General features: G+C 32.2%; 20 protein-coding genes. 14 read left to right on the top strand and 6 right to left on the bottom strand.

All coding sequences use genetic code 11. From position 1 onward, the window contains the following. Positions 1-8 precede the first annotated feature (8 nt). A complete protein-coding gene (locus C7448_RS01085; protein WP_115899518.1) occupies positions 9-2,699 on the bottom strand; it encodes a TonB-dependent receptor in 2,691 nt (896 codons plus the stop codon). Positions 2,700-2,892: 193 nt separating this feature from the next. Between C7448_RS01085 and C7448_RS01090 the strand changes: the two genes are divergently transcribed. The 3 genes from C7448_RS01090 to serS all read left to right on the top strand — a co-directional run bounded on the left by C7448_RS01090 (position 2,893) and on the right by serS (position 5,556). Next, positions 2,893-3,831, top strand: coding sequence for a bifunctional riboflavin kinase/FAD synthetase (locus tag C7448_RS01090; RefSeq protein ID WP_115899519.1), 939 nt, complete (start codon positions 2,893-2,895; stop codon positions 3,829-3,831). A 156-nt stretch (positions 3,832-3,987) separates the two neighbouring features. Further along, positions 3,988-4,215 carry a helix-turn-helix domain-containing protein gene (locus C7448_RS01095; protein WP_170136982.1) on the top strand — a complete coding sequence of 76 codons (228 nt, stop codon included), beginning with the start codon at positions 3,988-3,990 and terminating at the stop codon, positions 4,213-4,215. A gap of 66 nt (positions 4,216-4,281) precedes the next feature. After that, entirely contained in the window at positions 4,282-5,556 is a 1,275-nt protein-coding gene (gene serS, locus C7448_RS01100; RefSeq protein WP_115899521.1) for a serine--tRNA ligase, read from the top strand. A 92-nt stretch (positions 5,557-5,648) separates the two neighbouring features. On the opposite strand, the gene C7448_RS15745 is transcribed toward serS, so the two are convergent. Beyond that, positions 5,649-5,792: a hypothetical protein gene (locus tag C7448_RS15745; RefSeq protein WP_164506679.1), complete on the bottom strand. Its 144-nt coding sequence runs from the start codon at positions 5,790-5,792 to the stop codon at positions 5,649-5,651. A 178-nt stretch (positions 5,793-5,970) separates the two neighbouring features. On the opposite strand from C7448_RS15745, the gene C7448_RS01105 reads away from it, so the two are divergent. The 5 genes from C7448_RS01105 (at position 5,971) to mgtE (ending at position 11,106) form a co-directional block, all read left to right on the top strand. Further along, a complete protein-coding gene (locus C7448_RS01105) occupies positions 5,971-7,746 on the top strand; it encodes a tetratricopeptide repeat protein (RefSeq protein ID WP_115899522.1) in 1,776 nt (591 codons plus the stop codon). 58 nt (positions 7,747-7,804) lie between these two features. Further along, on the top strand, positions 7,805-8,134 hold the full coding sequence (locus C7448_RS01110) for a DUF4286 family protein (RefSeq protein WP_115899523.1): 330 nt from the start codon (positions 7,805-7,807) through the stop codon (positions 8,132-8,134). A 2-nt stretch (positions 8,135-8,136) separates the two neighbouring features. Next, the gene (gene bla, locus C7448_RS01115; protein WP_115899524.1) at positions 8,137-8,862 is read left to right on the top strand and encodes a subclass B1 metallo-beta-lactamase; all 726 of its coding nucleotides are present in this window, start codon (positions 8,137-8,139) and stop codon (positions 8,860-8,862) included. A gap of 5 nt (positions 8,863-8,867) precedes the next feature. Further along, positions 8,868-9,671 (top strand): 16S rRNA (adenine(1518)-N(6)/adenine(1519)-N(6))-dimethyltransferase RsmA, encoded by an 804-nt coding sequence (gene rsmA / locus C7448_RS01120; RefSeq protein ID WP_115899525.1) that lies wholly within the window; start codon positions 8,868-8,870, stop codon positions 9,669-9,671. Between the two features lie 85 nt (positions 9,672-9,756). Further along, positions 9,757-11,106 carry a magnesium transporter gene (gene mgtE / locus C7448_RS01125; protein ID WP_115899526.1) on the top strand — a complete coding sequence of 450 codons (1,350 nt, stop codon included), beginning with the start codon at positions 9,757-9,759 and terminating at the stop codon, positions 11,104-11,106. Here mgtE and C7448_RS01130 read toward each other — a convergent pair. Both C7448_RS01130 and C7448_RS01135 read right to left on the bottom strand, forming a co-directional pair. Next, positions 11,103-11,780 (bottom strand): LysE family translocator, encoded by a 678-nt coding sequence (locus tag C7448_RS01130; RefSeq protein WP_115899527.1) that lies wholly within the window; start codon positions 11,778-11,780, stop codon positions 11,103-11,105. The genes mgtE and C7448_RS01130 overlap by 4 nt on opposite strands. Before the next feature lie 21 nt (positions 11,781-11,801). Next, on the bottom strand, positions 11,802-12,851 hold the full coding sequence (locus C7448_RS01135) for a ferredoxin--NADP reductase (protein ID WP_115899528.1): 1,050 nt from the start codon (positions 12,849-12,851) through the stop codon (positions 11,802-11,804). A gap of 152 nt (positions 12,852-13,003) precedes the next feature. Here C7448_RS01135 and C7448_RS01140 point away from each other — a divergent pair, with 152 nt between their 5' ends. The 3 genes from C7448_RS01140 to C7448_RS01150 are packed head-to-tail and all read left to right on the top strand — an operon-like array spanning position 13,004 to position 14,730. Next, the gene (locus C7448_RS01140) at positions 13,004-13,342 is read left to right on the top strand and encodes a PadR family transcriptional regulator (protein ID WP_115899529.1); all 339 of its coding nucleotides are present in this window, start codon (positions 13,004-13,006) and stop codon (positions 13,340-13,342) included. Between the two features lie 12 nt (positions 13,343-13,354). Next, positions 13,355-14,020 carry a hypothetical protein gene (locus C7448_RS01145; protein WP_115899530.1) on the top strand — a complete coding sequence of 222 codons (666 nt, stop codon included), beginning with the start codon at positions 13,355-13,357 and terminating at the stop codon, positions 14,018-14,020. A 2-nt stretch (positions 14,021-14,022) separates the two neighbouring features. Beyond that, positions 14,023-14,730, top strand: a complete 708-nt coding sequence (locus C7448_RS01150; RefSeq protein ID WP_115899531.1) for a hypothetical protein — start codon at positions 14,023-14,025, stop codon at positions 14,728-14,730. A gap of 1 nt (position 14,731) precedes the next feature. Here the strand turns inward: C7448_RS01150 and rsmI are convergent, their stop codons facing one another. Next, positions 14,732-15,403, bottom strand: coding sequence for a 16S rRNA (cytidine(1402)-2'-O)-methyltransferase (gene rsmI / locus C7448_RS01155; RefSeq protein WP_115899532.1), 672 nt, complete (start codon positions 15,401-15,403; stop codon positions 14,732-14,734). 66 nt (positions 15,404-15,469) lie between these two features. On the opposite strand from rsmI, the gene dxs reads away from it, so the two are divergent. Beyond that, on the top strand, positions 15,470-17,239 hold the full coding sequence (gene dxs / locus C7448_RS01160; RefSeq protein ID WP_115899533.1) for a 1-deoxy-D-xylulose-5-phosphate synthase: 1,770 nt from the start codon (positions 15,470-15,472) through the stop codon (positions 17,237-17,239). A 50-nt stretch (positions 17,240-17,289) separates the two neighbouring features. Here dxs and C7448_RS01165 read toward each other — a convergent pair whose 3' ends face one another. After that, positions 17,290-19,983 (bottom strand): Ig-like domain-containing protein, encoded by a 2,694-nt coding sequence (locus C7448_RS01165; RefSeq protein ID WP_115899534.1) that lies wholly within the window; start codon positions 19,981-19,983, stop codon positions 17,290-17,292. 194 nt (positions 19,984-20,177) lie between these two features. Here C7448_RS01165 and C7448_RS01170 point away from each other — a divergent pair, with 194 nt between their 5' ends. Together C7448_RS01170 and C7448_RS01175 are read left to right on the top strand one after the other, a co-directional pair. After that, positions 20,178-21,056 (top strand): hypothetical protein, encoded by an 879-nt coding sequence (locus C7448_RS01170; protein ID WP_115899535.1) that lies wholly within the window; start codon positions 20,178-20,180, stop codon positions 21,054-21,056. Between the two features lie 126 nt (positions 21,057-21,182). Then, positions 21,183-22,244 (top strand): zinc metalloprotease, encoded by a 1,062-nt coding sequence (locus C7448_RS01175; RefSeq protein ID WP_115899536.1) that lies wholly within the window; start codon positions 21,183-21,185, stop codon positions 22,242-22,244. Positions 22,245-22,291: the final 47 nt, after the last annotated feature.

The raw sequence follows: 22,291 nt of genomic DNA on the forward strand, positions 1-22,291 counted from the left end.
TTTCTTTTTTAGTTGTTGATAGTCCAAGAAATATAGTACTGAGAACCTACAGCTCCCACTCCAGGTGCACTTAAATATTCTTTTCCTGTTAAATTAGACCCTCCTACTTTAAACACTGATTTAATTGAAGGTACTGAATAATTAACTTGAGCATCAAGAACAGTTCTTTCTTCTACAGTTCCTTCTAAGAAGGTAGACTGCCAGTAAAACTCATCTTGCCAACGAGCACTAATATTGAACCCAAAGTTTTCAAACAAATTAGGGTGTCCAAACTGCATTTTAACTTTGTGCTCGGGTGTATTAAACCCAGCTTCAAAATCAGGATCAGCAGCTTGATCAAAATCAAATTTAGACCATGTATAATTTAGTCCAACATCAAATCCATTAAATATCTTTGTGTTTAACCCTAAACCTAGCCCATAAGAATCTACATCAACTGTTGAATTCGTTTTTACACTAAATGTTCTTACTAAGTCTCTATTGGTTAAGTTATTCACAGTTACTGGTATATTTGGATCTACCAATACAACCACATCTTTGTTAGAAATAAAGTCAGAGTACATGTTATAATACGTGCTAAAATCAATAGATAGTTTATTTTCTCCTAACGGAACTGCTGCACGATACCCAACTTCAAAAGATTTTACTTTTTCTGGTTCTACAAGGTCTGTTGTTGCTAACGTAGGGTTTCCATTTGCTATAGAACTAGCAGAATACCCTCTATCAAACACATCTTGACCTGTTAAAACAAAGCTTCCTGTTGTTGTCTCTGCATTAGCTGAAAAACGTCCAATATTATCTGGAGCTGTTCCTAAAATGAATCCTGCACCAGTAGCTAATCCGATGTATTGATCTTGCGTAGTTGGATTACGGAAACCAGTTTGAAAAGATGCTCTAAAGTTATGATTCTTGTTCTCTCCTGCTGCATAGGCTAGTGAAATTCTTGGTGTAACGTTTCCGTCAAAATTATCTGATTTGTCATAACGTAAAGATCCAGTAAACTTTAAACGATCATCCATCATTTTCTTTTGAATCTGAGTGTACATTCCATACTCTCCATATTTAATAGGCCCATCACTATCGGTATAAATAGTTCCAAAAGAATTAAGCTTGTACTGTCTGTAAGAACCTCCTACTTGAACTTCTGCCCAATCAATATAATCACGTAAATTCAAGTTTGCATCAGCATGGTAATAACTTGTATTATCTCTAAATTTAGACCCTGTCATCAAGTCTGGATCAGCTGTTACCTCATTAAATAATCTTGTAAACTCTGCTGAACCTGGTTCTGGTCTTCCTATATCAGCTACTTGTCTAGCGATTGCATGAGAACCATGCATTAAGTAAGCTCCTGCATATTCCTGAAACCAAACACTGTTAGGTTTCCATTTACCATTCATATTTATTGCAGCAAAACGAGTATCGTAAGAGTCTCCTGCATCTTCACCTGCATAATATCCTCTAACAAAGAAGTTTTTACCTCTTACTTCTAATTTATGTTGTTCCATAAAGAAGTTCGCTAAATTATAACGGTTTTGTCCTTGATAAATCGTGTTACCAGTACCGTATTTAGAGTTCCAAATAATTTCAACACGATCATTTCCTAATGGGCGATAATGTATAGCTCCATTAAATTTTACACTTTTAGCTTCGTTAGACATTAAGTCTACTTCTCTATACCCTGTTCTACTTACCTTTCCTACAGCTCCACCTAAATCAACCGATACTTCATCTCCATATACATTAGCTCCATCATAATTTGGGTCATCAGCATGACTCATACCTGGAATATAGCTTCCACCAATACCTGTTGTATTTCTATAATCAGTTGCATGCCACTCTTCACCTTTTAAATATGAAAAACTAGCTTTAACAGCAAAATAATCATCAAAAGCATGTGCCATTTTAATCGTAGCATCATAATAACCATTATCTCCTGCTGCTTCTTGGCTTGTTAAGCCTGCTTTTAAACCAACACTAATACCCTGCTCATTAAATGGGTTCTCACTACGCATTAACATAATACCATTAAATGCATTGGCTCCATATAAAGCAGAAGCTGCTCCTGGTAAAATCTCAACACTTTTCACATCTACTTCAGAAATACCTAAAAGGTTTCCAATTGCGAAGTTTAATGCAGGTGAAGCATTATCCATCCCATCCACTAACTGAACAAAACGCTCATTCCCAAAAGTCGCAAAACCACGTGTATTAACTGTTTTAAAAGTTAACCCCCCTGAGTTTACATCAACTCCTTTTAAGTTTTCTAACCCATCATAATATGAAGCTGAAGCTGTATTTTTAATCGCTCTAGAGTCAAAACGTTCAATTGTTACTGGTGATTCCATAACACGTTCTGGAGTTCTTGAAGCTGATACAACTACTTCATCTAAAGATGTTGCGTTTTCCGTTAAGCTAACCTCAACGACTTGGTTGTTTTTTGTTATTTCAACTTTTTTTGTTTGATACCCTAAAGAAGAAATTTCAATGGTAAACGGTGGGATATCTGTTACCGTCATTGTAAACTTACCATCAAAATCAGTAGATGTTCCTACTGCTTTTCTCGAAACTTTAATGTTTGCTCCTGGTAATGGTCCTCCAAGGGAAGCATCATTAACCGTACCTGTAAAGGTAGTTTGAGCAACCATCATTGCTGTACCAAATAGCACAAATGCAACAAGTAATAGTTTTTTCATCATAATGTAAAATAATTTGTTAACTGTAGTGCAAAATACAATTTTTTTTCATTTGCGAAATATTTACCCTGTTTTTTTGTAATTATACCAATTATAAAGAGAAAAACTTACCAAAAACTAATTTTAGCTTTTATTTATTAATTTATTATTTATCATCTTATACAAATTGTATTTTTGCCTAAATTTATTAGTAGCCTTGGAAATTATACATTCTATTTTTGACCTTACTCCTTCTCAAAAAACAATGGTAACCATTGGTACGTTTGATGGAGTACATATTGGGCATCAAAAAATTATAGAGAAACTGGTTAGTGAAGCAAGGGCTAGCAATAAAAAATCCGTCTTGCTAACATTTTTTCCTCACCCAAGAATGGTGCTACAAAAAGATGTTTCCATAAAACTAATAAATACTATAAATGAAAGAGCGCAACACCTTGAAAAATTAGGATTAGATTATTTAATCATTCATCCTTTTAGTAGAGAGTTTTCAAGACTAACCGCTTTAGATTTTGTCCGTGACATTTTAGTAAATCAACTAAACATTTCTAAACTTATTATTGGCTACGATCATCATTTTGGAAAAAATAGAGAAGGTAATATTGAGCAATTAACAGAGTATTCTCACTTATATGATTTTATAGTTGAAGAAATTCCTGCTCAAGATATTGATGAAGTATCCGTTAGCTCTACAAAAATTAGAAAAGCACTTGCTAATGGACATTTAAAAACTGCTAATAATTATTTAGGATATAACTTTTCTCTTACTGGAAAAGTTGTAAACGGAAAACAGTTAGGCGGAAAAATAGGGTTTCCTACAGCAAACATTGACATACGTGAAGATTACAAATTAATTCCTAAAACAGGTGTTTATATAGTAAAATCTATTATTGATAATACTGCTGTTTATGGAATGATGAATATTGGTAATCGACCAACCGTTGATGGTAAACACCAAACAATTGAAGTACATTATTTCAATTTTAACCAAAACCTGTATGGTAAAGAGTTAACTATTGAACTAATTTACTACTTAAGAGATGAACAAAAGTTCGATTCTGTTTCTGGCTTAATTTCTCAATTAAAAAAAGACCAGCAAAATTCAATGCTTTTTTTAAAAAGTTACGCCAAACTCTAACCTTAAAATCATACTCAAAGCCCCCCGGTTTCAAATAGCTTTAGAATTAGTATTATTGACGTAACTACATACAAAGTTAATTTTTTTAAAACCTACATAATGACGTACTTGTCATTATGTATTTCATATGTTTTTAAGATTTTGTATCGAAAAAGAATGATGCTGTCAAAAAATGAGGTAACCTTAAAAAAGGTAGCCCTTTGTGTAAAAACTTTAAGAGAAGAGTATCATATTACTTCAAATGAGTTTTATATTGATACTGGAATACATTTGGCAAGAATAGAACAAGGAAAAACAAATGTCACTATTACTACTCTTCAGAAAATATGTGATTATTTCAACATTACTTTATCAGACTTCTTTATGATGCTTGAAGAAATTTAGTATACAAAACACATTGCTTAAGTCTATAGCTTCTTTTATCTTTGCTTTTCTTAAAAAATTAAAAAGATGTTACAGGTTCAGTTTATTAGAGAAAACAAACAAACTGTTTTAGACGGATTGGCAAAACGTAATTTTGCTAATGCAGAAACAATTATTGAAGAAGTATTAACTGCTGATGAAACGCGTAGAACTACACAAGTTTCTTTAGATACTATTTTAGCTGAATCGAACAAAATATCCAAAGAAATTGGAGGTCTTTTTAAGTCTGGAAAAGCTGAAGAAGCAAACCAACTTAAAGCAAAAACAGGTGAGTTAAAAGAGCAATCTAAACAATTAACAGAAGAGTTAAATTCTGCTTCAGACAAATTGAACGAGTTATTGTATCAAATACCTAATGTTCCTCATCCTTCAGTAAAAAAAGGAAAAAATGAAGAAGATAATGAAGAGGTTTTTAAAGAAGGGGTTGTTCCTGAGTTAGGAAAAAATGCACTACCTCACTGGGAGTTAGCGAAGAAATACGATATTATTGATTTTGATTTAGGAGCAAAAATTTCGGGTGCTGGTTTTCCTGTATACAAAGGTAAAGGAGCTCGTTTACAACGTGCTTTAATCAACTATTTTTTAGACAAAAACACCGCTGCTGGATATAACGAAGTACAGGTTCCTCATTTAGTAAATGAAGCTTCTGGTTTTGGTACTGGACAATTACCTGACAAAGAAGGACAAATGTACCATGTAACTGGTGATGATTTATATTTAATTCCAACAGCTGAAGTTCCTATAACCAATATGTTTAGAGGTAATTTGGTAAAAGAAGCTGATTTACCAATTACTGTAACGGGGTATACACCTTGCTTTCGTCGTGAAGCGGGTAGTTACGGAGCACATGTTCGTGGATTAAATCGTTTACACCAATTTGATAAGGTTGAAATTGTTCGTGTTGAACATCCTGATAATTCATACAATGCTTTAAACGGAATGGTAGACCACATCAAAGAAATTTTACGTGAATTAAAATTACCGTATCGTATTTTACGTTTGTGTGGTGGAGACACTGGTTTTACTTCTGCCTTAACATTCGATTTTGAATTGTATTCTACAGCGCAAGAACGTTGGCTAGAAATTAGTTCTGCTTCAAATTTTGAAACGTTTCAGGCAAACCGCTTAAAGTTACGTTTTAAGAATAAAGAAGGTAAAAGTCAATTAGTACATACACTAAATGGAAGTTCATTAGCCTTACCTCGTGTATTAGCTGGTATTTTAGAAAACTACCAAACTGAGAATGGAATTAAAATTCCTGAAGTATTAGTTCCTTACTGTGGTTTTGATATGATTGATTAATCAACCTTCAATATAAAAAATGAAAAAACCCCAAGCCTCAATTACGACGCTTGGGATTTTTAATTAATCAATCCCCATTGAAAAAAATATGTTTAGTTGGCAACTACTGCTACCATTAATCTCTTGTATTTATTCATTTCTAACAAAGCTTCAAAATATTGAGGTATTTGACCTTTTCTCATAAACTCATTTGCATTCTGCTTTGCTATTTCATATTGTGTCGTAAAATTCCTCATAGTTTACACTGTTTAGTTGTTTTAGTAATAAGACAAAGTTCGTGCCAAAATGTTACACTACTATTTAAAAAAGCACCTCTTTTAATAGTATTTTAACAATTTTGTTCTGTATTTTTGGTAGATGAAACCGCTATTAGCGGAATTAAGTATAAAGTAAAACGCTTAAACTTATCCAAAAATGAAGAAAATCATTATTCTATTTAATTTACTGGTTTTAAGCTTGTTTTGTCACGCACAACAAAACGAATTTATTATTGCTGAAAATTATTTTAGAAATAATGAATATGAAAAAGCAATTCAATTATACAAAAGGTTATACGATCAAAGCCCGTATAACACAAACTATTTAAAAAAACTAATTACTTGCTATCAAGAAACAGAACAATTTACTGCTGCTGAAAATTTACTCACTCAAAAACTAAAAGAAAAACCTAACTTATCTTATCTATATGTAATTCTTGGTCATAATTTTGAACGCCAAGAAAAAATTGAAGAAGCTAATAGCTACTACCAAAAAGCAATTGAATCCATCAACAAGAAAGCAAATTACGGTTCTTTAATAGCTGGATTATTTAAAAACTATAGCAAATTAGATTTGGCCATTGAGGCTTTTAATAAAATAATGGAAGTTAATCCAAAAGCTAACTATGGATTTCAATTAGCACAGATTTATGGTGAAAAAGGAGATTTTGAACAAATGTTCAAATCCTATATTGATTTGGTTGATAAAAACGAAGGCTACCTCAACAATGTTAAACGCTATGCAGGTAAATATTTAACGGATGATAGCGAAGATCAAAACAATATTTTATTTAGAAAAGCACTATTACGAAAGTCTATCAGTAATCCCAAAGATATTTGGAACGACTTACTTTCTTGGTTATTTATCAGGCAAAAACAATACAACAAAGCACTTATTCAAAACAAAGCGCTACTTGCTAGAGATCCTGATAATTTAGGTAAAATTAATGATTTAGGTAAAATAGCTCTTGAAAACAAAGATTATGAAACTGCTAAAGAGTGTTTTGATCTTATTATTGAAAAAACTAATTATCCTAGAGACAAGTTTAAAGCAATAAACAACAACTTAAAAATAGCGATTGACACAAAACAACCTGATGTAGATGAACGTTTTAATTCCATCTTCAAAGAGTATGGAATTAATTCTAAAACTCTTTTCACACAGGTAGAATATGCCAATTACTTAACTTTTACAAAGAACAATCCAAAAGAAGCATCTGTTATTTTAAAAAATGCATTAAACTTTACCAATTCAAAGTTTATAAAAGCTACTATAAAACTTAAACTTGGTGATATTTTTGTTTATATGGGTAAATTTAACAAGGGATTAATTTACTTTTCTCAAGTTCAAACACTGTTCAAAAATCATTATATAGGTCAAGAAGCCCGCTTTAAAGTAGCACAAGCTTCCTACTTTAAATATGATTTTACTTGGGCAAAGGCTCAATTAAAAATTTTAAAAGGATCAGCAACACAACTCATTGCTAACGATGCTGCTGATTTGTTCTTAACAATTTCAGATAACCAACCTAAAGACAGTATTGGTACTGGTTTAAAAGAATATGCCAAGGCTGATTTATTAGCTTATCAAAATAAAAATGATGAAGCAATTGCTATTTTAAACGATATAATTGCTAATTATAGGGGACAGTCTATTGAAGATGAAGCGTTATTTAAACAAGCTCAATTATTTATTGAAAAGAAACAATATGACGAAGCTATTGTAAACTATAGTAAAATAATAGCCTTAGATAAGAAAGGAATTTATATTGACGATGTATATTATAATATGGCTGAATTATACAACAGTGAATTAAATAATCTAGAAAAGGCTAAAGAATACTATCAAAAGATTATTTTTGACCACCCATCGAGTATCTATTTAGTAGACGCTCGAAAAAAGTTTAGAAAATTAAGAGGAGACGATATTTAATAAGTCAATTTGAAAGTTTGAAGATGTTTTTATTACTTCATTTTTAAAATTAAAAACTATGTACATATACAACATAACAATAAATATAGACGAAAGTATACATGCCGAATGGTTAGCTTGGATTGAGAATCATATCCCAGAAGTATTAGCAACAGGGCACTTTTTAAGCGCTAAAATGACACAAGTGTTGGTTGAAGAAGAAATGGGAGGAATTACCTACTCTATTCAATATACAGCAAAAACACGTGAAGATTTAGACAATTACTATAAACATAGTGCAGAAAAACTCCGTAGTGATGGGCAAAAAAAGTTTGCTGATAAAATGCTTGCTTTCCGTACTGAATTAAAAATAGTAAATGAATTTTTCCCTGTAGTAAACAGCAATTAACAATGAAAAAAATACTTGTTTTATCATTTTTATCTTTAATTCTTTTCAATTGTAAACACAAGGCAAAAAAAGAGAATTTGACAACTATTAAAATTGTAAAAGTGTCTCCTAATGCCTACAAACATATTTCATATTTAAAAACAGAAGAGTTCGGAAATGTTCCTTGTAATGGAATGATTGTGGTTAACAAGGGGGAAGCTATCATTTTTGATACACCAACGACGGCGAAAGCATCTGAAGAGCTCATTAAGTGGGTAAAAGACTCCTTAAAATGCAATATCAAAGCAATTATTCCTACTCATTTTCATGTAGATTGTATTGGTGGTTTACCTGAGTTTCACAAAAAAGATATTGCCTCATATGCTAACTCACTAACGACTGAGTTAATTGATAAAACCAACCATAGTTTACCACAAAATTCCTTTGATAAAGAGAAAGATTTTTTTGTAGGTGATAAAAAGGTGATTGTACGTTTTTTTGGAGAGGGACATACTAAAGACAATATTGTTGCTTACTTCCCTAATGACAATGTTCTTTTTGGTGGGTGCTTAATCAAAACCCTGAATGCTTCAAAAGGAAACTTAAATGATGCTAATACCAACGATTGGTCATCAACTGTAAGAAAAATTAAACAAAGTTATCCCGATATAAAAACCGTTATCCCTGGGCATGGAAATAGTGGTGGCATAAAACTTTTAGACTACACTATTAATTTGTTTGAAAATTAAATAACATGACCGTAAGAGCAAAAAAACATTTAGGGCAGCATTTTTTAAACGATGAAAACATCGCTAAGAAAATCGCCGATTCGTTAACTGAAAACGGATATGATAACGTCTTGGAAATTGGTCCTGGTATGGGAGTTCTAACAAAATACTTGTTAGAAAAAAAGCCAAAAGTTACGGTGATGGAACTAGATTCTGAGTCAGTAACTTATTTACAAGAAACTTTTCCTGTTGAACATTTTAAATTAAATACTTCAAAAGAAAAGTTTACCATTATTGAAGGTGATTTTTTAAAAAAGAACTTTACTGAAATATTTGACAAACAACAAGTAGCTATCATAGGGAATTTCCCTTACAATATATCTTCTCAAATTGTTTTTAAGGCAATTGAAAATCGTGAATTTGTTCCTGAATTTTCAGGAATGTTTCAAAAGGAAGTAGCCCAACGAATTGCCGAAAAAGAAGGCAGCAAAACCTACGGAATTTTATCCGTATTAACACAAGCATTTTACGATGCTGAATACTTGTTTACCGTCCCTCCTTCAGTCTTTAATCCGCCTCCAAAAGTAGATTCTGGGGTTATTAGACTTACCAGAAAAGAGAACTACACACTTCCTGTTGATGAAAAATTATTCTTTAGGGTGGTAAAAACTGCTTTCAACCAACGAAGAAAAATGTTACGTTCAAGTTTAAAATCTTTTAATCTTTCGGATACCTTAAAAGAAGACCCTATATTTGCGATGCGTCCCGAACAATTATCGATACAAAAATTCATTGAGTTGACACAAAAAATAGCTCAAATTAATAGTTAAGAGCTTATTTTAAATAAGATAAGTCACCTTTTTGAATTAGATTTCGGAATATTCAAATCTCGATTATCGAGCAAAATTGCAAGCAATGGCATTAGAAATCACTAAAGACTTATTAGTAAACGTACAAGAACTGATTCAAAACCAAAAAGACACTGCTCTTTCTGATATTTTTTCAGATATTCACTATGCTGATATTGCTGAAGTTTTAGATGAACTATCTTTTGAAGAAGCTGTTTACATTATACGTTTATTAGATAGTGAAACAACTTCGGATGTATTAATGGAAGTTGATGAAGAAGTTCGTGAAAAAGTTTTTGAACAATTATCTGCCAAAGAAATTGCTGAAGAGGTTAATGAGCTTGATACCGATGATGCTGCCGATGTTATTGCAGAACTTCCTGAAGAGCGAAAACAAGACGTAATTCAGAGAATTGAAGACCGTGAACATGCCAAAGAAATTGTAGAATTACTACGTTATGATGAAGATTCTGCAGGTGGATTAATGGCAAAAGAGCTTGTAAAAGTAAATGAAAATTGGAATGTACTTACCTGTGTGAAAAAAATGCGTCAACAGGCAGAAGAAGTTACTAGAGTTCACTCTATTTATGTTGTTGATGATGATGGTAAATTAAAAGGACGTTTGTCTTTAAAAGATTTATTAATGGCGTCTACTCGTGCTAAAATTTCAGACGTTTATATTCCGCAAGTAGATTTTGTACATGTACATGATGAAGCGGAAGATGTAGCTAACATCATGCGTAAATATGATTTAGAAGCCATTCCTGTGGTAGATGAATTAGGCGTTTTGGTAGGTAGAATTACTATTGATGATATTGTTGATGTTATTAAAGAAGAAGCTGAAAAAGATTACCAATTAGCAGCAGGTATTACCCAAGACGTTGACTCTGAAGATAGTATTTTACAATTAACCAGAGCACGGTTACCATGGTTGTTTTTGGGTTTAATTGGAGGTATTGGAGCTGCAAGAATTATGGGCTTTTTTGAAGGTGCTTTAGAAGAAAATGCTATTCTTTTTATGTTTACTCCTCTTATTGCTGCTATGGCAGGTAACGTTGGAGTACAATCATCAGCAATTATTGTGCAAGGGTTAGCGAATGATGATGTAAAAGGGAGTGTTTCCAATCGCTTACTTAAAGAAATGTCTCTAGCAGCTGTTAACGGACTTGTTTTAGCTATTATTTTATTTTTCTTTATTTGGGCTTGGAAGTCAGATATGATTATAGCTTCTGCTATCTCAATCTCATTATTTGCTGTTATTATAGTAGCTGGTTTAGTAGGTACTTTTATTCCTTTGTTTTTAGACAAGAGAGGTATCGATCCTGCAATTGCAACAGGACCTTTTATTACGACAAGTAATGATATTTTTGGAATTTTAATCTACTTTTGGATAGCAAAAATGATTATTGGCTTCTAATCGATAGATTCTACTTTCTCAATCAGATTATCAATCTTACTTTCAGGGATAAACCCTTTTAACATTAACACAGCTCCAAAAACGATTAATAACACACCCATTCCTCGTTTTATTCGATAAATTACCAATGGAGTTAACCTACTTTTAAGCTGTTTGGCAAGTAGTATTTTTCCTAAATCAGCAATAGCATAACCAACTATTACAGTTCCAAAATACCAAATTAAATACTTTGGATTCATATCATACGTAGGCCCTATAACAACAATTAAACCTAACCAAAAGGCTAGTACTCCTATATTTATAAAGTTCAAGAAAAAACCTTTAAATAATAATTTTAAGTAATTATTGCTTTCTGGCAACATTACATCAGGAGCTTTTGCTTCTTTTTTATTGTTTTTATCTAAATACGTAATTAAACCGTAAACTATAAGCACCAATCCACCAATAAGAAACAAACGCGGATCATCTTTTATTTTTTCTAGTAGACTTCTACTTCCAAAATAGGCTATTAACATAAAAGAAATATCTCCTAAAATCACTCCTATATCAAAGGCAATAGCTGCTCGAGCACCTTTTAAAATACTAGTTTTAATTAGCATAAAAAATACTGGCCCTATCATAAATGCCATGAATACACCTACAAGAAATGCGTTTTTAAAATCGTGGAAGTCCATTTTATAAAGTTACGGTTTTAACTAAACATCATCAAAATCTACCACAACTTTCTGTGTTGTAGGATGTGCTTGACAAGTAAGTACCAAACCTTCTTCTAATTCATCGTCAGTTAAAATAGAGTTTTTAGTCATGACAGCTTTACCCTCGGTAACTTTTGCAATACAGCTACTACAAACTCCTCCTTGACAAGAATATGGAGCATCTAATTTATTTCGCAAGCTCGCAGCCAAAATAGTATCGGTCTTTTCCATCATAAAAGCATGCTCTTCATCATCTAACAATACCTTAACTTCAGATTTTCCATCTGGGATGTTTAGCTGAGCTTCTTCTTCTGAGATACTTGCAGTAAATAGTTCAAAATAAATATTTTCTTTGTCAAACCCGTTTTCTTGAAGTGTTTCTGAAACTGTTTGAATCATTGCTTCAGGTCCACACAAGTATGCTGAGTTAAAAGAAATATCTTTATGAATATTCTTTACAAAATAATTTATATGTCCTTTATCAATTCTACCAAACTTACTGTTGGTTCTCACCTCTTGACTGAACACATAGTGCAAGTTAAATTGAGTAGGATACTTTTCTGCTAGCTCATTTAATTCTTCATAAAAAATCGTGCTCTCAGCTTTTTTATTTCCAAAAACTAATGTAATTGTTGAAGTCAATTCGTTTTCTAGCACCGTTTTCACCATTGATAAAACCGGTGTAATACCACTTCCAGCAGCAAAAGCAATATAATTTTTGCCTGCTTGCGGCTCTAAAATAAACTTTCCTTCTGGTTCAGAAACCTCTAAAAAAGTATCTTCTTTTAGCTTCGTCGTTGCATAGGTTGAAAATGTTCCGTGGTCAACTGCTTTTACTGCAACCTTAATTTGATTGCTATTAGGTGAAGCACATATAGAATATGCTCTTCTTATTTCCCTATTATCTAAGGTAGATTTTATAGTAATATATTGTCCGGCAATAAAAGTATAGGCTTCTTTTAACTCTGCTGGAATAGCAAATAAAATAGAAACAGCATCAGCAGTTTCTTTTATTATTTTTTCAATACGTAGTTTATGAAATGTAGACATGTATTCTTTTTAAAGAGCTACAAAAATAAGAAACTCAGCACGAACAAAAGTTAGGGTTATTATAAAATATATACCTAAAAATCTTATGTATAAGAAAATTAAGTATATTTGCATACCTAAGATTTTTAGGTATATGGCAGAAACTTGTTTTTATGGGCAATCAAAAATTATACAAAGGTTCTTTACAAACCATCATTTTAAAGCTACTAGTACAAAATGATAAAATGTACGGGTATGAAATCACTCAAAAAGTAAAAGAACTTACAAAAGGGGAATTAAAAATCACAGAAGGTGCTTTGTATCCAGCTCTACATAAACTAGAAGCTGAAGGCTTATTAGATGTTGAAGTTGCCAAAGTTGGAAATCGCTTACGTAAATATTATAAACTTACTGAAAATGGGACTAAAGAAACTGCAAACCGACTCTCAGAAATGCAAGAGTTTTTAAACACCATGCAACAATTGGTAAACCCTAAATTTAGTTTGGAGTAAAAATAATTAGCTATGGAATTAACAAAAGAACAAATTAAAAAAATAGACCTTTTTTTAGAAGGAATAGGAATTGAGTATATAGATATTCGTTTTGAAATGGTAGATCATATTGCTACTGAAATTGAAAATAATATTCAAGATACTAATGCTTTTTTTAAAGGTAGAGGTTTTCAAGTGCCTTTTATAAAATATATGTTGAGTAGAAAAAAAGCTTTTAAAAATCGGTATAAGAAACAAACTAAAAGATTGCATTGGTACTACACTAAAACAATTTTAAAAGACATTCTTAAAAAAGCTATGCTACCTAAAAACATGCTAGCAATAATTTTGCTTTCATTTTTTTGCTTCTTTTTTGGCTCAAAATATGTTAAAGGAACTTCAATTTTAATTTTTAGTTCTTTAATCCTAAATCTCTTATACACTTCATTTATAACGTATAAATTCACAAAAAAACATAAAACTCTTAAATTTGTAAAAACCTATTCTTTTATTAGCTCATTGCTTATTATAGTCCCTCTTAATCTTCCGAATTTTTTCAATATTTTTTATAACGGAAGCTATCATGAAGAAGCTATATATATTTATTTAGTAGCTTTTATTTTTAACTACTTGCTTTCTCAAAGTTTTTTAGAGAAAAAAGATTTTATTGAAAAAAAATACAAGTATTTAATTCAGTAACTATGAAACTAACCGACCAACATATAGAGCAACTCTACGAGTTTACACGTCAACATTATGTAGAACATTACGATGTGCAAACCGAATTGGTAGATCATCTAGCCAACGATATAGAGCAAATTTGGAAAAAAAAGCCAACACTTACTTTTAAACAAGCACGTGACAAATCTTTTAAAAAATTTGGTGTGTTCGGGTTTATGGATGTTGTTGAGGAAAAGCAAGGTCAAATGAATAAAAAGTACTTTAAAATCATTTTAGGTTTCGTAAAAGAATGGTTTTCTATTCCTAAAATATTATTAACAATAACAATGTTTTATTGTTTTTATTTTCTCTTACAATTTCCTTTTGCACAATATTTATTTCCTGGATTTTTCTTTACCATTTTAATAATTGAATTTATTGTAATGTTTAAAAAAAGAAAAATGCTAAACGCTAAATTTAAAAAAACAGAAAAAAAATGGATGCTAGAGGATATCATTGAAACACAAGGTCATGGGAATATTGTGCTTGTATTATTCTATGTGTTTCAGTTTTTAACCCCAAACTCATATGAAAGCTTAAGTACATTAGCCAGTATAATTATTGCTGTAGCAACAACTTTTGTTTTTATTATTGGATATGTAAGTTTAGTAGTCGTTCCTAAAAAAGCAGAAAACCTATTAGAAGAACATTACCCTGAATACAGATTAGTGAACCCTACAACAATCTAATTTACTTTTTCCCATCAACTACAACTACGATTTCACCTTTAGCTGGTTTTTCAGTATAATATGCTAGTACTTCTTTTACACTTCCTCTTTTGGTTTCTTCAAACAATTTTGTCAATTCTCTAGAAACCGATAGTTGTCTGTCCTCTCCAAAATACTCTGCAAAATTTGCGAGTGTTTTCAGCAACTTGTGTGGACTCTCATAAAAAACCATGGTGCGAGTTTCTTCTGCTAAGAATTTTAACCGTGTTTGACGTCCTTTTTTTACAGGTAAAAAACCTTCAAAAACAAATTTATCATTCGGTAACCCCGAATTTACCAAAGCTGGAACAAACGCAGTAGCTCCTGGTAAACACTCTACATCAACACCATGCTGTACACATGCTCTGGTTAATAAAAAACCAGGATCGGAAATAGCGGGAGTTCCAGCGTCGGAAATCAGTGCAAATGTTTCACCGCTTTGTATACGTTTTACAATGGTATCCACTGTTTTGTGTTCGTTGTGCATATGGTGTGACTGCATAGGTGTAGCAATATCAAAATGCTTTAGCAGTTTTCCACTGGTACGCGTATCTTCCGCTAAAATATAATCTACTTCTTGTAAGACTTTAAGCGCTCTTAACGTAATGTCTTCTAAATTCCCAATCGGTGTAGGCACCAAGTACAATTTGCTCATACAACAAAACTACAAAGTTTTTAGTCTAAAAAGTTAGGAATCTCTACCTTTTTGTACTTTTGCTATATGTCGAACGACCTTTTGAAAAACATTCAAATTCCCGCTGATTTGCGCAAGCAAACATCAGAAGAATTACCACAACTCGCCCAGGAATTGCGTGAGTTTATTATTGATGTGGTTTCCACAAAAGAAGGGCATTTAGGTGCAAGTTTAGGTGTAGTAGAACTCACCATCGCCCTTCATTATATGTTTGATACCCCGAACGATTTATTGGTTTGGGATGTGGGGCATCAGGCCTACGGACATAAAATTTTAACAGGAAGAAAAGATATTTTTCATACCAATCGTCAATTTGATGGTATTTCTGGTTTCCCTAAACGCTCAGAAAGTGAATACGATACCTTTGGTGTTGGACACTCCTCTACTGCTATTTCAGCAGCTTTAGGAATGGCAATTGCTTCAAAACTTCAACATATTGAAAAACATCATATTGCTGTTATTGGTGATGCTTCTATTGCAAGCGGAATGGCTTTTGAAGCCTTAAATCATGCAGGAGACACGAATGCAAACCTTTTGGTTATACTCAATGATAATGCTATTGGAATTGACCCTTCAGTAGGCGCATTGAAAGATTATTTAACAAAAATTAAAGCTCCGCGATTAGAGATTGAACAACACAATATTTTTGAAGCATTAAACTTTGACTATTCAGGGCCTATTGACGGACATAATTTTGGTGAACTATTATCAGAACTAGAACGTTTAAAAAACATACAAGGACCTAAATTTTTACATGTAATTACTACCAAAGGAAAAGGACTACGACAAGCAGAACAAGACCAAGTAAGATATCATGCTCCTGGTAAATTTGATAAAATTTCTGGCGATGTACTACCAAAAGAAGAAAGTAAATACACCAAATTTCAAGATGTTTTTGGAAAAACTATTGTTGAACTAGCACAGAAAAACGAAAATATTGTAGGGATTACTCCCGCAATGTTAACGGGAAGTTCTTTAAAGTTCATGATGCAAGAATTTCCTGACCGGGCTTTTGATGTCGGTATTGCTGAACAGCATGCAGTGACCCTAGCTGCGGGTATGGCAACTCAAGGACTGATTCCTTTTTGTAATATCTATTCTACCTTTTTACAACGTGCTTACGACCAAGTAATTCACGATGTTGCTTTGCAAAACCTACCTGTAATTTTTTGCTTAGATAGAGCAGGATTGGTAGGCGAAGATGGAGCGACACATCATGGGGTTTTTGACTTGGCTTATTTACGTTGCATACCCAACCTAATTGTATTTGCCCCTCGTAACGAAATAGAGCTACGTAACATAATGTTTACCGCTCAACAAGGGTTGGAGCATCCAATAGCAATTCGTTACCCAAGAGGAAAAGGTAAATTAGAACAATGGCAGCTTCCTTTTAAAAAAATTGAAATTGGAAAAGGAGTTTGTTTAAAAAAAGGAACTCAAATAGCAGTGCTATCTATTGGAACAATAGCTGATAATGTCTCAGAAGCAATAAATCAACTTGAAAGCAACGAATCGGTTGCACATTACGACCTACGCTTTGTAAAACCTTTAGACAAACAACTTTTAGACACTATTTTTAAAAAATTTGATACTATTATCACTGTTGAAGACGGCACTATCAAAGGTGGATTTGGAAGTGAGGTATTAGAGTATGCTTCCGAAGCAAACTATCAAGGAAAAATCAAACTATTAGGAATTCCTGATGAGTTTATACATCACGGTACGATTCAACAATTACAAGAAGTATGTGGGATAGACACTACTTCTATTAGAAAAACAATTCAAGATTTATTATAAAAAAGGTGAAATACTAATAATATTTCACCTTTTCAACTATTAAAAAATTTCTATTTCTTAATTATTTTTTTAGATATCTTCTTCTCTCCTAATTCATCATATATTTCAACAATGTAGATTGAGTTACTTGAAATCGTGGAAATATCTATTGAATTATTAATCACAGGAGTCTCTATTACTTTTCTACCTGATACATCTACTATTTTCGCTATCCAGAAAATCGTATTCTTTCCTCCTTTAATATAAACTCTATCAATCGTTGGATTCGGATAAATACTTATTTTTGAATTATTTGTTGCTTTCTTTTGCTTACTTCTTAATTGTGTTTTTGCAGAAGTATTCAAACAAACTTGTTTCGTTTCAGAAGAGTCAAAATTCCCTCCTGATGCTAATGTATCATTATTACTATTCGTTATTTTATACGAACCGTTTCCATAACTACAGCAAATGCCATCACCATATGTATCATTAATTGTAAAGTCGTAACACCCTACTGGTAAGCATTTAGACACAGTTATTGCTTCTCCATTTCCTTCGGTATAATCTTCCCCACTCATTACAGTTTGTCCTGTACTATCCTTTAAATTCCAAGAAGTTTCTGAAGAATACTTGTCGAAGGTAATTATTACGTTTACATCCTCACAATTTGGGGTTTCTCCTCCTCCATCTCCATTATCTGGATTTCCAGTACTGTAAGTAATTACTAATTTTGGTGCACTCGCACTAGTTCCATCATATGATTCTGCTGTTCGTTCTCCTGTTCCAGAAATATAAAACATCATTGAATTACCTGTTGCCCAATTAGACTTGTTTACAACGTATTGTACCAATGATTTTAAATCTGGTGTTCTTTGTGCAGTCCCTGAAGCTCCAACTGAACTCCAAGAACTAGGATTCCAAGCAACCGATTGACTGTAATAACTTCTTGACGTAATATTATAGCTTTGAGAAGTAATGTCTGGCGCATTTGACGAATCTTGAATTTTGATGGCTAAAGATGTACTCCCTGAATTTGTTTCATCTGTGGTAAATTGTATATATGCATTTGTTACCGTAGCATTTGCAGGTATATTTAAGTTTCTAAATAACATTCCTACATGTTGATTTCCTTTTGAACTTCCATCATACACTAATTCTAAATCAGAACTATTCATATACATTTGTCCTGATGATTGATACTGCTCTGCATCATCATTGGTGCTATTAATTGTTGATGTAACCGTCTTAGAAACATTTCCTACAAAAACCGTAATTTCTTCAGAAGTAGTTTCATAACCATCATTATCCGTAGCTTTTGATGTAATAGCGTATGATTGGTTATCAACACTAGGTGTCCAATTATACGAGTAAGGAGCGCTTGTATCAGATTCTACTAAAGAGTTGTTTACATAAAACTTAACACTTGAAATTGTTCCATCACTATCATTTGCTGTAGCGGAAATTGTTACTGGAGTATTTACGGTATGTGATGATCCTGAAGACGGACTTGTAATTGTAACTTCTGGGTAGCTAACATTACTACTTATAATTGTTACTACACTTCCATTAGATGGATTCCATATATCTAAATTTGATGGTATTGTGAATGGATTTTGGTTTGAAACTGAACCTACACTATTAGCATTATCTACCTTAATAGTTCTAACTTCAATTTTAGATTCTTCAACAAAAATCCATTTAAACTGATTAAATGTACTAGCATCTCTTGTCCAGTTTTTTGAATCGTTAGATGAGCGTAAAGGTGCTCCCCAGCAGCCTTCTCCTACATATATGGTTCCATTAGCATCATCTCTAACAAAACCTTCATCGCAATTACTTCCGCTTGAACAAGGTTTTACTGGCCATGTTGTTTTTACTGTATGAGAATCTGATTCAAATACCAAATTCACTCCTTTATCATAAAACAATTGAGACCAACTAGAGTATTCATCATTTCCTTCTGATTTTGATGATACGTGTGGACGCATAGGTTTGTGATATTGAGCCGACTTCCAGATAGAATTATTTGTATTTAACTTTTGACTTAACCATGAATACTGACTGCCTCCCGCAGAAATTTCTGAATTCAACGTATAGATTGTATATAGGTTGTTACCAAACGTTATGTCGTAATAAACACTTGTTGAAGGAACATTAAACAAATTATAAATACTATTATTTGAACCTTCATGGTTTCCTCTTGTGGGCACTATAGGAAACATTCTTCCGTCGTTTGCAATCGTATATTGCCAATCGTAAAACCAATCTTGCCATTCAGAGCTTGAATCTCCGTTCGTCATATCTCCTCCAAAGAACACAGCGGTAGGCTTCAATTTAGAAACTAATAAATTAGCATTTCTTCTTGGGGTTCTATTGTTTCTTGAATCACCTCCTGCAATGAACGACATTTTATCATTGGTACTTGGAGCTGTTTTAAACCAAAAACGACTGCTTACTCCTTGGCTATCTTTAATCACAAAATAATAATTGGTATTGGGGTTTAATCCAGTTAGTTTGGCAAAGGTGTTACTCATTCCTTTATAAGAAACTGAGCGATCTACAGATTTGGAATTTGGATAATTTGACCAATTGGTTCCGTTATCAGTCGTTCCATAGTACACAATTGGATTAGATCCTGAAATTTGATTCCAACCAATCATTATGGTTGTTGCTGGATTGTCTGTGATGATTAATCGGTACTTATCATTAGAGGCATAAGTACTAAGGACTGCTAATAATAACAGTGTTAAAATAGTTTTTTTCATTGTGAGGGACTTTAAAGTTTACTAGTTGGTTACACAAATATATTTTTTCTCTTTCAAATTAATAGGTTATTTTTATTAAATTTAATTATATAATAACCTGATTAACATTCACATAACTATTGTTTTATGGTTTACTAATCTTATTTTAACAAACTACATACCCCCTATTTTTACTTTTGTTTAAACCTTTATTTATGAACACTAAAACCCTTCTCAAATTTTTAAAAATCAGTTCTTTTTTCATTTTTTTTGGTAGAGCTTATCAGCACTTATTTTGGGATGCTCCATACAGAAGTTTCTTCTGGGATCAACAATTGTTAGAACCTGTAATTAGTTTTGTTTTTGACACTACTTGGCAATCGTATGTTACCAACCTAAACACCGACCATGCTATACAATTTCTTACCAAAAGTATTGGGGTTTTATATTTAGTATGCGCAGTTATTTCTATTATAATTAATGAAAATTCAAAAAAATGGATGCGTAATATTTTAAAGTTAGGTGCAGTAAGTTTAGTTTTTTTAGCTTTAATAATTACAAAGGATAAATTTTATCATCTTACAATGTTTTTTGAACACACCATTCAGTTCGGAGTTCCTATTGCTTTATTATATTTCTTAAAACACAAAAACACACCTCTTTTACTTTTTTATCTTAAGGTTTGTATTGCCCTCGCTTTTACCTGTCACGGAATGTACGCTATTGGTGTTTTTTATCCGTTACCAGGTAATTTTGTTACCATGACCTTAAACATATTACCTGTTCAAGAAGAAATGTCTAAAAACCTATTATTTATAGCTGGTATTTTAGATTTCATTATTGCTTTTGCTATATTCATTCCTAAACTTTCAAAAATAGCTTTGCTATATGCTTGTTTTTGGGGACTCATAACTGCTTTTGCGAGAATTCTTAGTGGCTTTCATTATGATTTTTCCTTGAGTATTATACATCAGTATTTATACTTAACAATATATAGGCTACCTCACGGGCTAATTCCTTTGTTGGTTTATCTATACTTAGTCAAAAACAATTCTGAAAAGCCTAGAACTAACAACAGTTTGGTTTCTGCTTGATTTATTTACTTAATATGTGAATGACACTTGATAAAATAAATTTGAAGTTGTTTTGTTTAACTTTCAGAAACTAATGGTTTGTAAGGTTTATATTCGCGAAAAATAACCCCCAAATATTTCAAAAAAATGAAACTATTATTTAAAACTTTAGTTTGCTCTTCTTTTTTATTCCTATCGTGTAGTGACAAAGAAAGTATCCCTAACATTGAACTTAAAACCTATTCTTTTGATTCTGAAACCAATTCTAGTTTAATGTTTCAAGACGGAGAGTCACAAGAAGTAATGACTTCAGAATCTCGTATGTACGAAATTAGTAAAGTTATAAGGGTAAAGCCCATTGATCATAAAACTATAGAAGTCGCTAATTTTGCACCAATAGATATAGAAGATATAACTATTACAGCTACGATTGAGGCTGAAGGTTTTCATAAACCTATTAAATTATTTAAAATTGATAAAATAAGAGCTCATGGCAAACAAGAAATTAACTATCCTTTTGTAGATAATTCTTCTTTATTTTTAAACACCAGTAATCAAGAGGTTGATCTTTCAATATTTAAAGAAACCGGTATAAATCCTGACAATATTGTATTTGATTTTACTGGTGATAGCGAAATTATCCAGAAAATTAAAGGTTTACGTAAACTAAAATGGATGATAAAATACCACGACTTTGATACAGACAATAATCCTGATAACAATTGGGCTGAAGATATTACTGCAAAAGACATTCGTCGATTTACAGGCTTAATGATTAACCTTGGTGTTGTTTTTGCTTCTGATGATTTTAAAAATGACTTTATTAATGAAAATATAGTAGGCAATGACGGAACCACATCATTAACTAAAAGTGAGAAAGAAGAGGCTTACAATATCATTTTAAACAAACCACGCTATAACTGTGGTAAAGTTGTTAATGTTTCTGGTTTAGGTGGTGGTGCAACCTTTGGTTTAGCAGAACATGTACTTAGGGATTATATTCGTAAAGAAACTGGCTTTATAACGGCACATGAAATAGGACATACTATTGGCTACAATCATTCTTCAAATATGACTTATCCTCATGAAGTAGATGGAGTAAGCACTGGTATTAGTCCTGTCACTACTCGAATTATGAATCAGTTTTTTGAAAATGATTTATTTCCTGTAACATTAAAGAATTATTATTTATCATCCGATTTTGAATAATAAAATGACATAAAAAGAAAAGCGAACCAGATTGGTTCGCTTTTCTT

Origin of the sequence: Tenacibaculum gallaicum (genome assembly GCF_003387615.1) — a bacterium.
In the GTDB taxonomy this organism is placed as follows: domain Bacteria; phylum Bacteroidota; class Bacteroidia; order Flavobacteriales; family Flavobacteriaceae; genus Polaribacter; species Polaribacter gallaicus.

Coding starts and splice junctions, on each gene's coding strand:
- C7448_RS01085 (WP_115899518.1), bottom strand. CDS start 2,699: ATGATGAAAAAACTATTACTTGTTGCATTTGTGCTATTTGGTACAGCA.
- C7448_RS01095 (WP_170136982.1), top strand. CDS start 3,988: ATGATGCTGTCAAAAAATGAGGTAACCTTAAAAAAGGTAGCCCTTTGT.
- serS (WP_115899521.1), top strand. CDS start 4,282: ATGTTACAGGTTCAGTTTATTAGAGAAAACAAACAAACTGTTTTAGAC.
- C7448_RS15745 (WP_164506679.1), bottom strand. CDS start 5,792: ATGAGGAATTTTACGACACAATATGAAATAGCAAAGCAGAATGCAAAT.
- C7448_RS01105 (WP_115899522.1), top strand. CDS start 5,971: ATGAAGAAAATCATTATTCTATTTAATTTACTGGTTTTAAGCTTGTTT.
- C7448_RS01110 (WP_115899523.1), top strand. CDS start 7,805: ATGTACATATACAACATAACAATAAATATAGACGAAAGTATACATGCC.
- bla (WP_115899524.1), top strand. CDS start 8,137: ATGAAAAAAATACTTGTTTTATCATTTTTATCTTTAATTCTTTTCAAT.
- rsmA (WP_115899525.1), top strand. CDS start 8,868: ATGACCGTAAGAGCAAAAAAACATTTAGGGCAGCATTTTTTAAACGAT.
- mgtE (WP_115899526.1), top strand. CDS start 9,757: ATGGCATTAGAAATCACTAAAGACTTATTAGTAAACGTACAAGAACTG.
- C7448_RS01130 (WP_115899527.1), bottom strand. CDS start 11,780: ATGGACTTCCACGATTTTAAAAACGCATTTCTTGTAGGTGTATTCATG.
- C7448_RS01135 (WP_115899528.1), bottom strand. CDS start 12,851: ATGTCTACATTTCATAAACTACGTATTGAAAAAATAATAAAAGAAACT.
- C7448_RS01140 (WP_115899529.1), top strand. CDS start 13,004: ATGGGCAATCAAAAATTATACAAAGGTTCTTTACAAACCATCATTTTA.
- C7448_RS01145 (WP_115899530.1), top strand. CDS start 13,355: ATGGAATTAACAAAAGAACAAATTAAAAAAATAGACCTTTTTTTAGAA.
- C7448_RS01150 (WP_115899531.1), top strand. CDS start 14,023: ATGAAACTAACCGACCAACATATAGAGCAACTCTACGAGTTTACACGT.
- rsmI (WP_115899532.1), bottom strand. CDS start 15,403: ATGAGCAAATTGTACTTGGTGCCTACACCGATTGGGAATTTAGAAGAC.
- dxs (WP_115899533.1), top strand. CDS start 15,470: ATGTCGAACGACCTTTTGAAAAACATTCAAATTCCCGCTGATTTGCGC.
- C7448_RS01165 (WP_115899534.1), bottom strand. CDS start 19,983: ATGAAAAAAACTATTTTAACACTGTTATTATTAGCAGTCCTTAGTACT.
- C7448_RS01170 (WP_115899535.1), top strand. CDS start 20,178: ATGAACACTAAAACCCTTCTCAAATTTTTAAAAATCAGTTCTTTTTTC.
- C7448_RS01175 (WP_115899536.1), top strand. CDS start 21,183: ATGAAACTATTATTTAAAACTTTAGTTTGCTCTTCTTTTTTATTCCTA.